Origin of the sequence: Roseimicrobium gellanilyticum (assembly GCF_003315205.1) — a bacterium.
Taxonomy (GTDB): domain Bacteria; phylum Verrucomicrobiota; class Verrucomicrobiia; order Verrucomicrobiales; family Verrucomicrobiaceae; genus Roseimicrobium; species Roseimicrobium gellanilyticum.
Genome location: NZ_QNRR01000002.1, coordinates 774,658 through 787,482, shown reverse-complemented (window position 1 = coordinate 787,482; position 12,825 = coordinate 774,658). Strand labels below are relative to the sequence as shown.

The window sequence follows — 12,825 nt, the reverse complement described above, 5'->3', positions numbered from 1 at the left end:
TCTTTCGTGAAGTGAACTTTTCGTGCGGCAGGCGCACGATCGTTACAGCCGGGAACAGAAGCCTCAGCCCCACCATCCCCCATGACGTTTTTGCTCGCCGCCAAACCCTTCAGAAAATGGAACTTCTTCGAACTCACCGCGGGAAGCACGCTTGAGTTGACGATTCGCTACGCCCTGCTCGCAGGCATCGCCTGGCTGCTGTGCTACGTGATCTTCAAGCGGAAGTGGTTCGCCCGGAAGATCATCACGAAATTCCCCAGGGGTCGCGAGGTCTGGCGCGAGATCGGATACTCGGCCATGTCCATGGTTGTCTTTGCCATGGTTGGGGCGCTGACCATCATTGCCTCGCGACATGGATACACGCAGATCTATCGGAAGATCGACCAGCATGGCCAGCTCTGGTTCTGGATGAGCATTGTGATTGCCATCTTCATTCATGATGCCTGGTTCTACTGGACGCACCGGCTCATGCATCACCGCAAGCTCTTCAAGCTCTTCCACCGGGTGCACCATCTCTCGCACAATCCCACGCCCTGGGCCGCCTATGCCTTTTCCCCACTGGAGGCGGTAGTACAGGCAGCCATCTTCCCGATCGTGGTCACGGTGATGCCCATGCATCTCTGGGCCTTCGGCATTTTCATGCTCTGGCAGGTCGCCTACAACGTTGTCGGCCACTCCGGATATGAGGTGCATCCACGCTGGCTGATGAATACGCCGCTCAAGTACCTCATGAATACCCCCACGAATCACGTGATGCACCACGAGTCCATGCGCGGGAACTATGGACTGTACTTCAATTTCTGGGACCGGCTCATGGGCACGAACCACGAGAATTACGAGGAGCGCTTCCGCCAGGTGACCGCGCCCAAGGACAATGCCGTTGCCCCACCCGGAGATGGGGCCGGGCCCAAACCTCCGCTCGACGTTCCCAGCGTCTCCTGATAACTTATGATACACCGTCTGGCCTCCCCTGCCCTTTGCACGTTCCTCGCGCTATTGCTCCAGGCAACACATCCAGTCTTTGCCGAGGACAAGAAACCAGACGCTCCGACGGCCGAGAAAGCCAAGGCTCCACCACCCGACTGGGGAGCCATCTTCAAGATGCACTGGCAGAACCGGGTGCGGGCCTTCAAGGAGCAGAACCTGGTTTTCCAGAATGTGGTACTGCTGGGTGACAGCATCACGGAAGGTTTCGATGTCGCCAAGCACTTCCCTGGGCGTCGAGTGCTGAACCGAGGCATCGGGGCCGACGTCATCGGGAACAACATGGCGCCCGATGATCCGCGTGGCGTTTTGCAAAGGCTGGACAATTCCGTTTTCGACTGCGCGGCCACGGATGTCTTCATCCTCATCGGCATCAATGACCTGAACTCCGGCAAATCGGTGGATTCCATGGAGACGGGATATCGGACTCTGCTCCAGCGGCTTCGCGAGCATTCTCCCGAACTTCGCGTCCATGTGCAATCGGTCCTGCCCACCCGGGGTAACCACGACAAGCAGAATACCCCGGTGCGCGAGTTCAACGCCCGGCTCAAACGTCTGGCGGCGGAATACAAGTGCACCTTTGTCGATCTTCACTCCCTGATGGCGGACGGCGAAGGGCGGCTGAAAGCAGAATTCACCAACGATGGCTTGCATCTCACGGAGACCGCGTACGCTTTGTGGCGCGGCAAGATCCTCGAGACCATGAGCTGGAACTAGCGGCACTGTTCCGGCTCGCATTTCCCATGTCATGCCAGCCACTGAGTATTCATTTCTGACCCACTGGACGGTCCCGGGCACCTGCGCTGAGGTGTATGATGTCTTGTACGATGGTACATCTCTCCCCCGCTGGTGGCCCTCGGTTTATCTGGAAACCACCATCGTAAACCAGGGCGGACCGGATGGCGTCGGTGCGTCCATGGATCTCTTCACAAAAGGCTGGCTGCCTTACACTCTGCGCTGGCGTTCTACCATCACGGAAGTGAATCGTCCGGATGGCTTCAGCCTTGCCGCCGCAGGGGATCTCACGGGCAGAGGTGAGTGGCAACTCGCCCAGAAGAGCGAAGACGAGGTCGAGATCCTCTTCGACTGGCGCGTCCGGGCCGACAAACCCATTCTACAGTCTCTTTCCTGGCTCTGCAGACCTGTCTTCTCCGCGAACCACCGCTGGGCCATGAACCGTGGAGAGGAAAGCCTGAAGCTGGAACTGCAACGACGCAGGGCTCTCGACGAAGCGGCGCGAGCGGCCATCCCGCCACCTCCACAGCCAACTTTCTGGAAGCCAAGTACGTAGGCTCCTCAATTGGTGCGGTGGCAGATTTCGAACCGGTTTCCAGAGGCGTCCTCAAAGAACACCGCGTAGTAGCCAGGCACCTCGAAGCCTGGCCCTTCGACGTTCCTGGCTCCGACACTCACTGCGACAGCAGCAAGTCGATCTACTTCGGCATCCGTATCTGCCCAGAAGGCGATGCGGTTTTCGTTTGCCACATGGCCGGGTGACTCGGTGACACCGAAAAAGTCACGCAGGGTGCCATCTTCGCCTATGGCATCGTATTGAATCCAGCCTTCTATCTGCGCATCGTGTGCAAATCCGAGCGCCGGAAGAAAGGTGTCATAGAAGGCACGCACCTCCTCCAGATTGCGCACACGAAGATCGATGTGGTCGAAACGCCGGGGCATGCCGGAGTTTGCAACGACTCAGTGAGGATGGCCAGCCTGGAAGCCTCTTCCCGGATGTTTTTACTAAGCAGTCTGCCTATCCCCCAATCTCCCTCCTGCGGACCCATGCTCAAACCGCAGGATCATGGACGATACACAGGCCTGTGCAGAAATTCCTACATGTCTCGCCAGCCTGCCAATCTCCCCCACTCCCACGCATTCTCACTCGTTGAGATGCTCACCGCTGTCGCAATCATCGGCATCATTTCCTTCCTTGCCCTGCCCAATCTCATCAAAGTGCGCAGCGATGCCGAGCTCAACATGGCCATCGCCCGTGCCGAGTCGCTCAATATGGCCATGGCCACGCTGGTGCAGGTACGCGGTCGCACACAGGCGAAGAGTGACTGGAACGCCTCCACCAACTCCCAGACACGCTACAGCAAACTGGCGCCCTATCTCAGCTATGCCGAAAGCCAGCTCACGAGCTATCTGCCCAATGGCTACACGATTACCTTCAATTCGATCGATCCGCTGAAGAAGGTGACGCTCAAGCAGGGAGGCAAGACGATTGCGTACTGAGAGCCAAAAAGAAAAAGCCCGCCGTTTAACAGGCGGGCTCTTAAAGTGTATGGAGCGGTACTCGCAGTAGTGCGTCCTAGAACAGCAGCGGAATCACGAGGATGGCCACGATGTTCACCACCTTGATCATCGGATTGATGGCAGGACCGCTGGTGTCCTTGTAGGGGTCGCCCACGGTGTCACCCGTTACGGCTGCCTTGTGAGCATCGCTGCCTTTGCCGCCGTGATTGCCTTCTTCGATGTATTTCTTCGCATTGTCCCAGGCGCCACCGGCGCTGGTCATGCTCAGGCCAAGGAAAAGGCCGGTGACGATGGTACCCATGAGCATGCCGCCGAGAGCGGTATGGCCCAGGAAGTGGTTGGACTGCAGGAAGCTCACGCCCCAGCCCACACCGAGCACGCCGATGATGGGAAGCAGAGCAGGCAGGATCATTTCACGCAAAGCGGCTTTGGTCACAATGTCCACGCAGGTGGCGTACTCGGGTGTGTCCTTGCCGGTCAGAATGCCAGGCTTGGCGGAGATCTGACGGCGCACTTCCTGCACGACAGCGCCAGCGGCGTTGCCCACAGCGTTCATGCTCATCGCAGTGAAGAGGAACGGCAGCAGGCCGCCGATGAAGAGACCGATGATCACGCTCGGATCCTTGAGAGAGAATTCCACCACATGGCCGAGATGCTTTTCAAGTTCCAGATAGAAGGAGCCGAAGAGCACCAGCGCGGCCACCCCGGCCGAGGCGATGGCGTAGCCCTTGGTCACGGCCTTCATGGTGTTGCCCACCGCATCGAGTTCGTCGGTGATCTTGCGCACCTCCTTGGGCAGTTCGCTCATCACAGCGATACCACCCGCGTTGTCCGTGATGGGGCCAAAGGCGTCGAGTGAAACGATAATGCCGGCCATGGAGAGCATGCTCATGACCGCGATGGCAATGCCGTACAGACCCGCCAGCATGTAACCACCTGCGATGGAGGCGCAGATGAGTAACACGGGAAGCGCGGTGGCGTAGTTGCCGATGGAGATACCTGCGATGATGTTCGTGGCGTGGCCAGTCTCACTGGCCTTCGCGATCTTGCGTACCGGAGCGTGTTCGGTGGAGGTGTAGTAGTTCGTGATGAGAACCACCAGCCAGGTAAGCACCAGGCCGATGATGGCCGTGAAGTAGAGCGCATTTGCAGTGAAGGGAAGCTTCTCGGCCTTGCCGAAGAGCGCCTGCGTCACTGGATAGGCCAGGACGGCAGTCACCACGGCGGAGATGCCCACGCCCTGCATGAGGAGCGCGGTGGCACCACCTTTGCGGATGTTGACCCAAAGGATGCCGAGCACCGCACCCACGATGCTGATGCCACCGATGAGGAACGGATACATGAGGGCGGCCTGGGTAGCGTCGCCGAACTTCGACAGGGACGCGATGAGCAGAGCACCGATGAGGGTCACGGCATAGGTCTCGAACACGTCCGCAGCCATGCCAGCGCAGTCGCCCACGTTGTCGCCCACGTTGTCGGCGATGGTGGCAGGATTGCGGGGATCGTCTTCGTCCAGTGCGTTCTCGTTCTTGCCCACGAGGTCAGCGCCCACGTCGGCAGCTTTGGTGTAGATACCTCCACCGAGGCGGGCAAAAACGGAAACGAGCGAAGCACCCAAGGCCAGACCCACAAGGGAGTCGATGGCGTGCGCCTGGTGCCCGCCTGCCGACATGACAATATAGAACAAGGCCACGGACAGGAGAGCCAGACCTACGACGAGAAGACCGGTGACCGCGCCGCCATTGAAGGCCACACGCAGCGCCTGGAGATGACCCACGGTCGCCGCCTGGGTGGTGCGTACATTGGCCACCACGGCAACGCGCATGCCGATGAATCCGGCAATCATGGAGCACACGGCACCAATGATGAAGCCCACCGGGACCGGAGCGGAGCGCTTCCAGATGAAGAGGAGGATGGTGATGATCACCGCAATGATGCTCACGCTGGTCACCTGGCGGCGGAGGTAGGCTTTTGCCCCTTCCTGAATGGCGGCCGCCACCCTTTTCATGGCATCATTCCCCGCGGAGGAAGCCATGATCTGCTTGATGAGGAACACCGCGTAGCCCAGGCCTACGGCACCCAGGATGATGGAGATGATGATGCCTTGGTTTAGGAGGAAGTCAGACATGTGGGGAGTGAGGAGGAGACTGAACGCGAAAGATGACCAAATAATACAGTGCGCGGAAAAAGAGGCGGCGAGTGTAGCGAGTTTGTCACGCGAGGCAACGGGGTTTGTGAAGGATTTCACAAGCCCCCATCAGGCAAATTCACTGTTCCCCCGCCCTGCGAAGCCCGCCACTACGGGGCTCCAGCAATTGATCCGCGCTTTGCGGCCCGCCTTCCGCGGCCGCGCATTCGTACTCCAACCGGGCACAAAAGGAGATGTTCACAAGCAGACCTTGTGGGGGGAAGTTTGACGGAAGGGTTGGAGAATCTTCCGTGGGCCTTGTGCGGCCAGCGCTTGGGTGCGCTAGCAGCTGGACGCTGGTGTTCACGAAGGACCGGGGGACTGGTGAAGCTGAACAATCTTGAAAATCGGCCAAACGAACTATCGTTTTTGGAGTGTTGTGACGCAGGGTGCAGGCAGAACGCAAATTGGACCTCATTGGGTGACTGTACACCCGCCAAGCGGAACCACAACATTTCGCCGATGCAGAACAGTGATGCCCTACCACCACAGGACGGGAGCGAAGCCCCACCCTCACCCCATATTCCACCGGACGACGTGGTCTGGGCCTTCAGGCTCATTCGGAGGGCTGTGCAAGGGTTTGGAAGCGCCCATGATGCCAGGGACCGGGGCTACGATGATGCGGCGGAGAAGATCGATGCGGAGGGCGTGGACACCATCAGGCATGCCTTCACCGAGGTGCCCCAACTGAAGGAGGCGCTACCACGACTGCACGCCATGTTGGATGATGCCAAAAAAGTGGCGGACGGTGGGTTCGAGATCGAGGCTGAACTGCTTCAGGCCGAGAAAGTGATGGCCAGTGAACCCGCAGACAGTGCTGGAAATGGGAAACTCAGTTCGCGTCACCCGACAGCACGCCCCTGAGGTTCGTGACTCAAGGGAAGGTTTAGAGGTGGATTGCCTCTCTCTTGAGAAGTTGGCAGAGCAGACTAGATGCGCGCCAGCAACTTGCTCATTATGAGCATGAATTGGCGGAAGGGGTGGGATTTGAACCCACGGTAGCTTTTGACTACGTTCGATTTCGAATCGAGTGCCTTAAACCACTCAGCCACCCTTCCTTTTGATTGTCGGCTGTGCTGAGCCTTCGCATGAAAGGCCGGGGAATGCAAGCACCGGATTGCGGGGTTCACAGGAGCGGTGATGTCTCCCTAGTATGGTGACAGCGTGAGGGAACCTCGGGACTCCTGCACCCCGGCCCAGAATTGCATTTGCCTTTCCCTCCCCTTGCAGGATACAGAACCCTGACCGGGTGATTCTGAGGCATCCCCGGATGCCATGATGAAGAAACAACGCTCCGCTGCCCGCAGAATCGGGTCTCCCGACACCGGTTCGGCCCGTCGTTATTTCAAGGAGGTACGTTTCCGGCAGATTCGCTCCCTGGTGGAACTGTCGCGCTGTGGGAGCTTTGCAGGCACGGCGGCGGCCCTGGACCTTTCTGTACCTTCCGTGTGGCAACAGGTTCGGTCGCTTGAGGAGGAATATGGCGTGCAGCTCGCCGTGGCGGATGGGAGCAAGGTGCGCCTGACGGAGGATGGCCAGACGCTCGTGGATCTGGCAGCTCCGCTGGTGGAATCATTCGACGGGTTGAGGGAGATGTTCGAGGACAAGCGATCCGCGGCAGTGAGAACGCTGACCGTGGTGGCACCCTCACCTTCGCTCTCGGGAGCGCTGCGGGGTCCCATCATGCAGTACCGGCAGCATCATCCGAAGGTGAAGCTGGTCCTGGTCGATCGGGTATCCAGGCTGGCGCGGCAGATCATCGAGGAAGATGGCGCCGATCTCGCCGTGATGGGCATGGCGACTGGAGATGAGCCCATGCCCCAATTCCAGTGCCTGCCACTGACGCGCCATACTTTTCACCTGATGTGTCCACAGGGACACCCGCTGGCCACGGCACGCCGCATCACGCTGGCCAACTTGGTGAGAGAGCCACTCGTGCTAGCACCCCAGGAGAGCAGTTCCCACCGACAGATCCGTCACGTGTTTGCCCAGGCAGGCCTTCTGGACCGGATGAATGTCATCATGACGGCCACGAATCGTGCGCTGCTCTTGAACTACGTAGCCATCGGCTTCGGCATCGCCATCGGAACAAGTGCCGCCAGTGTGAGGCCTCCGAAGCGCGGTCCGGGCGAATCTGAAATCGTCGTCCGCGAAATTTCCTCCCTGTTCGGTCACGAGGAGGTTTTCCTTGTGCAACGCAAGGGCCGCTTCGAACCCGAGCATGTGCGTGTCTTCCGTCAATTGGTGCAGCAGGCCTTCGGCGAGAAACAGGAAGAAGCTGTGGGTTGAGTGGCGCCCCTACCATTAGGTGCTCCCTAACAAGATGGCACCCTATTGCATGAAATATCGTGCGCGGAAGAAGACGGAGGTCTACAGATCCGTTCGATTTTGTCCCCTCGAGCCACCACGCATGAACCGACGTTCCTTCTTCCAAACCTCCGGCCTTGCCACTGTCTTCAGCCAACTTGCCAGCTCTGCGTCCGCGGATGCACCGCCCAAGCCTGTCCATGACGGCCCTGTGATCCGGATCGGCAACATCGGCTGCGGAGGACGCGGCACTTTCGTGACAGACATCATCGTGGAGAATGCTGGCTTCAAGGTCACCGCCGCCCATGATTACTTCGAAGAGAAGGTTCAGAAGTTTGGCGAGAAGTACGGGGTCGCTGCGGACCGGCAGTTCACCGGGTTGGACGGGTACAAGAAGATGCTGGAGCACGTGGACGCTGTGGCCATCCACAGCCCGCCGTACTTTCACGTGCAGCAGGCCATCGATGCTGTGGCCGCCGGAAAACACGTGCTCATCGCGAAGCCCATGGCAATCGATGCGGCTGGGTGCGAAACCATCCGTCAACTTGCCAGGGATGCTGCCGCGAAAGGTATCGTGGTGCTGGCGGATGTGCAGTCCCGCGGCAATGAGTTTTTCCAGGACGGTATCAAGCGCGTGCGAGAGGGAGCGATTGGCGACCTCATGTTTGGAGAGTGCCACTACGAGGCGGAATTGATTCCCCGCGACGATGATGACAGCACAGCGGAAGGCCGCTTGAAGAACTGGGTACGCCACCGTGCGCTGGGTGGAGACATCATCACCGAGCAGAACATCCATGCGCTGGACATCGTGAGCTGGGCCTTCGGCCGCCCCGTGCGCGCCAGTGGCAACTGCGGACGCGGAGCACGGCCAGACAAGCTGGGCGATGCGTCCGACCACTTCTCCCTGCTGTTCGAGTTTGAAAAAGGAGCGGTGACCTTCGCCTCGCGGCAGTTCAACGGCTGGGGCTCACCGTTCATGTGTTCCAACCGCTTCGTGGGAAACAAGGGCATTTTCACCAGTGACTTCGGCGGTCGCGTGATGATCCGGGGTGACAAGGAGAGCTTCTGGCGCGGAGGCGATACGAAGAACCTGTACCGCACCGGGTCGGAAAAGAATGTTGAGGACTTCCGTGCCGCCATCGCTGCAAAGAATCCGAATGGGAATCCCACCATTGAAGGGGCCGTGGAGTCCACGCTTCTGACCCTGTTCGGTGAATACGCAGCCAAGACACCGGGTGGAGCCACCTGGGAGGACTTCATCACCAAATCAAAACCTGTGCCCCCGGATCTCAGTGGATTGAAAGCGTGATTAAGAGTGCATCCCTACCGAGTACTACATTCCATGAAGCCGCTGCCAATCACCTGCCTCCTCATCCTCGCCGCCAGTTTGAGTATCACATCACCACAGCGAGCGGCCGACCCCACGCCGGCAGCCACGGGCATTCGCGCCGTGATCGACGACACCCAACCCGGATGGCGTGCGCTGACTGCGGAAGACTTCACGAAGGTCAACAGCGCCGACGACACCTGGAGCTGGAAGGACGGCGTGCTCCACTGCACCGGCAAACCGGTCAGCGTGATGCGCACCGTGAAACCTCTGACAAACTTCGAGCTCGTCGTGGAGTGGATGCATGAGAAGCCCGCCGGCAACTCGGGCGTGTTCCTCTGGGGTACACCAGAGTCGATTGAAAAGCTCACCGCTGCGGGCAAGCCGGGTCTGCCACAGGGGATTGAGGTTCAAATCCTCGATCATGGCTACACCGAACTCCAGGCCAAGGCAGGCCGGCCCACCGATTGGTTTGGAACGAACGGCGATGTCTTCCCAGTGGGAGTAAAGATGACCCCCTTCCCTCCTGTCTCACCGAATGGTCAGCGCAGCTTCCCCCGCAAACACCTCTGCAAGGGCCATGGTGAGTGGAACCAGTACTACATCCGCGCCGTCAACGGCGAAGTACGCCTCTGGGTGAATGGCGAGGAAGTCTCCGGTGGCACCGCGTGCGACCCGAAGACTGGCTACCTTTGTCTCGAGAGCGAGGGCTCTCCTATCCAGTTCCGCAAACTGCGGATTCGTGAGCTGCCCTAGAGGTCCGCACCGGTTGCGGTGCAACAGGCTGGGCATAAACTCCGCGAATGGAAATGGAGACGATTACATGGGGCGACTTTGCCAAAGTGGAACTGCGTGTTGGCAAGGTGGTGAGCGCCCGCCCATTCAGCGAAGCCAGGAAGCCGGCCTATGTCCTACAGGTGGACTTCGGACCGGAGTTGGGCATCAGGAAGTCCAGCGCCCAGATTACCCACCGCTACACTCTGGAGGACTTGGTGGGAAAGCTCGTGGTGGCAGTCGTGAACTTCCCGAAAAAGCAAATCGGCCCCATCCAATCCGAGTGCTTGATCACCGGATTTCACAACCAGGAGGGACACGTAGTCCTCTGCGTGCCGGACCGAGAGGTGCCCCTTGGGACTAAATTGCTCTGAATGAACAGCTTTTGTCGCAATGGGGAGCTAAATCTGAATTTTGCCTCACATATTTTCAGTCTGGAAGTTGGCAATGAATACAGAATTACTTATAATTCTATTCGAATGGGGCAAAATCCGTCTGGTATTTCTACACGTTTCGACAAGGCACGTCTGACTCAGGACCTGAATGCCTTGAAGGAGATCATCGAGGCAACTCCCGATTGCTTGGCGGGGACTGCCCGTGTGCATGCCTTTCAGCTTCTGGACACGGTCACCCAAACGTTGAAGAGGCACAACATGTATGCCGACGTCCGTTTGGAGCTCTCCATTGCCATTCGGTCCATTCCTCCGCGGATCGACGAACAGGAGGTGGGCAAAAGGGCTCGTAGCAATCCAGAAATCTATCATTCTCAAGCCCTTGAGAGTATTACGTTCCTGAAATCGATGCTCGAGGAGCGTCCTGTAGCCAAGGTGGTTTAGCGGTACGAAGAGCGAGTGCAAATCCATCTTGGTGGATCACAGACCAGTGGTCGGCGCAATTCTGGGCCAAGGTTAAAGCTGGCATACATGCGTATTTAAGCATATGAAGGCGTGCTCATGCCTGTCGTCGCAGAAGAAACAACTGGTCGCCTCCTCGCAGAACGCGCTGCGTCCATCCTCCTTCAGGACATCGTGCATCCCCCGACGTTGGAAGCCCTCTCCAGCCAGGTGGGCCTTACTTCATTCCAGCTCAGCCGCCTCTTTGGCGCGGTGATGGGAAGGACCATTCCCGGTCTGCTCCGCCAGCAACGCATGGAGCGGGCGGCATCCCTGCTTCTTGAGTCCAAGTCCAGTGTCGGCGAAATTGCCTCTACCGTAGGTTATCACAGCATGAGTGCCTTCTGCCGTGGTTTCGAACGCGAGATGAACATGACACCCAGCGAGTACCGGCAGAACAACCGCAAGGTGACGGAGAATTAGCAGAGAGAGGAAAGTACCCCTGCCCTACCCTCAGGCCACTCGCGGCCATCCGGGTGATCGTGCGCGATTCATTCATGGAACCATCATCTGTCAAAAGGGGGACACACACCATGAAGGAGCTGTTTCGTGAGAGGGATTTCACCCGAGTCGGGCTGTATCGAAATATGCTGGAAACGGAGGGCATACCTGCAGTTGTGCTCAATGAGAACGTGGAAACCATGACCACCATGGTACCCATTCCCGATTTTTTCCCCGCCCTGTGCGTGGTGAATGACGAGGACTACGAGCGCGCCGTGGAAGTACTGGAGCAGAACTCCGTGACGGATGCCCGCCTGGGCCAGCAACAAAGAGTGTGCCCTGCCTGCCAGGAGAGAAGCCCCGGCAACTTCGAGACATGCTGGTCCTGCGGCGCGGATCTGCTGCCGCCCGGCGAACGCTTGGTGTGATGGCGTGCCCCTGAACGCCGGAGCATTCTTTTTTGTGGTGGTGCATCGTCCCTCTTCGGAGGTATGTTCGCCATGTATTAACTCCGCAATTTCCCATGAAGGAACTGTTCCGCGAGAAAGACTACACTCGAGTGGGCTACTTTCAGACCATTCTGGAGGCCGAGGGTATCCCCACTTTTGTGCGCAACAAGGACACAACCACGTTCATGACAGAGATACCCATCCCGGAGTTCTATCCGGCGCTGTGCGTGATGAATGATGAGGACTATGAGCAGGCGGTGCAGATCATCCGGGACTGCGTGGTAAAGGACAGTGAGTCCAGCCAGATGGAAGTCCCATGTCCCAAATGCCAGGAGAACAACCCTGGCAACTTCGAGACCTGCTGGTCGTGCGGCTCCGATCTTGTGCCTGCCACGGCCTGAACCGCCCGGGGTTTACTCCTCGTCAAGGTAGCCTTTGAGGCGTTCCTTGAGATCGTTGCGCGCACGGAAGAGCAGGCTCTTCACGGCGGACAGGGACATGCCGAGGATCTCGCAGATCTCCTCATAGGGCATGTCGAGGTCACGACGCAAGGTGACGGCGAGACGCTGCTTCTCCGGCAGCGTCTGGATGGCGCGATCGATGGCCTCCTCCAGCTCACTCTGGGCCACGGTGGTGTCTGGATGGTGCCGGGGAGAGTCCGCATGCTCGCGGTGGCTGTCCTCCTGCTGCTCATCCATCGAGACCTCGCGCTTCCGGGAGCGGCGGCGCATCTCGTTGAACACAAGATTGCGCATGATGGTGAAAAGCCACGTGGTGAACTTCGCGCTCGGCTCGTAGCGCGGTGCGGAGCGCCATACGCGCACAAAGACCTGCTGGGCCACATCGTGGGCGTCATCCACATTGTTCAGCATGCGGGCAACGGTGCCGATGACAGCGCGCTGGTGAAGTTCCACCAGCTGCTCAAAGGCCTGCACGTCTCCTTGCTTCACCAGCAGCATGAGGCGGACATTCTCCTCATCAGGAGATGCTTCCGGGGCGCTGCTGTTGGCGGTGCTCGGCGTCCAGTCCGGCATGTTCCAGGCTAAAAAAGGTGGTGTGGCAGCGAACGTTACCGCGGACATGCCGGGTGTAAACCAACCTCGGACGGAAAGGTTGCGCATCTCATTCACGCCTAGAGCCAATGACCGGCCGGAGGCGCCATTTAGCGCACCCAGTCCACTTTTCCTACTCGCGGGTGTCGGCAGC

16 protein-coding genes and 1 tRNA gene are annotated in these 12,825 nt (G+C 58.9%); 13 read left to right on the top strand and 4 right to left on the bottom strand.

Annotated features, from left to right (window positions below):
- The first annotated feature begins 81 nt into the window (after positions 1 to 81).
- Genes DES53_RS08535 through DES53_RS08525 form a run of 3 tightly spaced genes read left to right on the top strand, consistent with a single transcriptional unit; the run spans position 82 to position 2,275 of the window.
- On the top strand, positions 82 to 942 hold the full coding sequence (locus tag DES53_RS08535; RefSeq protein WP_113957802.1) for a sterol desaturase family protein: 861 nt from the start codon (positions 82 to 84) through the stop codon (positions 940 to 942).
- Positions 943 to 948: 6 nt separating this feature from the next.
- Positions 949 to 1,701, top strand: a complete 753-nt coding sequence (locus DES53_RS08530) for a GDSL-type esterase/lipase family protein (protein WP_113957801.1) — start codon at positions 949 to 951, stop codon at positions 1,699 to 1,701.
- Between the two features lie 31 nt (positions 1,702 to 1,732).
- Entirely contained in the window at positions 1,733 to 2,275 is a 543-nt protein-coding gene (locus DES53_RS08525; protein WP_113957800.1) for an SRPBCC family protein, read from the top strand.
- A gap of 5 nt (positions 2,276 to 2,280) precedes the next feature.
- On the opposite strand, the gene DES53_RS08520 is transcribed toward DES53_RS08525, so the two are convergent.
- On the bottom strand, positions 2,281 to 2,661 hold the full coding sequence (locus DES53_RS08520) for a VOC family protein (RefSeq protein WP_113957799.1): 381 nt from the start codon (positions 2,659 to 2,661) through the stop codon (positions 2,281 to 2,283).
- A 159-nt stretch (positions 2,662 to 2,820) separates the two neighbouring features.
- Between DES53_RS08520 and DES53_RS32870 the strand changes: the two genes are divergently transcribed.
- Entirely contained in the window at positions 2,821 to 3,219 is a 399-nt protein-coding gene (locus tag DES53_RS32870) for a type II secretion system protein (RefSeq protein ID WP_211325483.1), read from the top strand.
- Positions 3,220 to 3,295: 76 nt separating this feature from the next.
- On the opposite strand, the gene DES53_RS08510 is transcribed toward DES53_RS32870, so the two are convergent.
- Complete coding sequence (locus tag DES53_RS08510) at positions 3,296 to 5,368, bottom strand: sodium-translocating pyrophosphatase (protein ID WP_113957797.1); 2,073 nt, start codon at positions 5,366 to 5,368, stop codon at positions 3,296 to 3,298.
- A 522-nt stretch (positions 5,369 to 5,890) separates the two neighbouring features.
- Here DES53_RS08510 and DES53_RS08500 point away from each other — a divergent pair.
- Entirely contained in the window at positions 5,891 to 6,292 is a 402-nt protein-coding gene (locus tag DES53_RS08500; protein ID WP_147263283.1) for a hypothetical protein, read from the top strand.
- Between the two features lie 105 nt (positions 6,293 to 6,397).
- Here the strand turns inward: DES53_RS08500 and DES53_RS08495 are convergent.
- Positions 6,398 to 6,486 (bottom strand) — tRNA-Ser (locus tag DES53_RS08495).
- A gap of 217 nt (positions 6,487 to 6,703) precedes the next feature.
- On the opposite strand from DES53_RS08495, the gene DES53_RS08490 reads away from it, so the two are divergent.
- The 8 genes from DES53_RS08490 to DES53_RS08455 all read left to right on the top strand — a co-directional run bounded on the left by DES53_RS08490 (position 6,704) and on the right by DES53_RS08455 (position 12,020).
- Complete coding sequence (locus tag DES53_RS08490) at positions 6,704 to 7,717, top strand: LysR family transcriptional regulator (protein ID WP_113957794.1); 1,014 nt, start codon at positions 6,704 to 6,706, stop codon at positions 7,715 to 7,717.
- 121 nt (positions 7,718 to 7,838) lie between these two features.
- Positions 7,839 to 9,044, top strand: coding sequence for a Gfo/Idh/MocA family protein (locus tag DES53_RS08485; protein WP_170156956.1), 1,206 nt, complete (start codon positions 7,839 to 7,841; stop codon positions 9,042 to 9,044).
- A 33-nt stretch (positions 9,045 to 9,077) separates the two neighbouring features.
- Positions 9,078 to 9,818, top strand: a complete 741-nt coding sequence (locus DES53_RS08480) for a 3-keto-disaccharide hydrolase (RefSeq protein WP_113957792.1) — start codon at positions 9,078 to 9,080, stop codon at positions 9,816 to 9,818.
- A 53-nt stretch (positions 9,819 to 9,871) separates the two neighbouring features.
- The gene (locus tag DES53_RS08475; RefSeq protein ID WP_113958140.1) at positions 9,872 to 10,210 is read left to right on the top strand and encodes a tRNA-binding protein; all 339 of its coding nucleotides are present in this window, start codon (positions 9,872 to 9,874) and stop codon (positions 10,208 to 10,210) included.
- The gene (locus DES53_RS08470; RefSeq protein WP_113957791.1) at positions 10,211 to 10,672 is read left to right on the top strand and encodes a hypothetical protein; all 462 of its coding nucleotides are present in this window, start codon (positions 10,211 to 10,213) and stop codon (positions 10,670 to 10,672) included.
- Positions 10,673 to 10,789: 117 nt separating this feature from the next.
- Positions 10,790 to 11,152 carry a helix-turn-helix transcriptional regulator gene (locus DES53_RS08465; protein WP_113957790.1) on the top strand — a complete coding sequence of 121 codons (363 nt, stop codon included), beginning with the start codon at positions 10,790 to 10,792 and terminating at the stop codon, positions 11,150 to 11,152.
- A gap of 110 nt (positions 11,153 to 11,262) precedes the next feature.
- Complete coding sequence (locus DES53_RS08460) at positions 11,263 to 11,598, top strand: putative signal transducing protein (RefSeq protein ID WP_170156955.1); 336 nt, start codon at positions 11,263 to 11,265, stop codon at positions 11,596 to 11,598.
- 95 nt (positions 11,599 to 11,693) lie between these two features.
- Positions 11,694 to 12,020, top strand: a complete 327-nt coding sequence (locus DES53_RS08455) for a putative signal transducing protein (RefSeq protein WP_113957788.1) — start codon at positions 11,694 to 11,696, stop codon at positions 12,018 to 12,020.
- A gap of 12 nt (positions 12,021 to 12,032) precedes the next feature.
- Here the strand turns inward: DES53_RS08455 and DES53_RS08450 are convergent, their stop codons facing one another.
- A complete protein-coding gene (locus tag DES53_RS08450) occupies positions 12,033 to 12,701 on the bottom strand; it encodes an RNA polymerase sigma factor (protein WP_245958122.1) in 669 nt (222 codons plus the stop codon).
- Between the last annotated feature and the right edge of the window lie 124 nt (positions 12,702 to 12,825).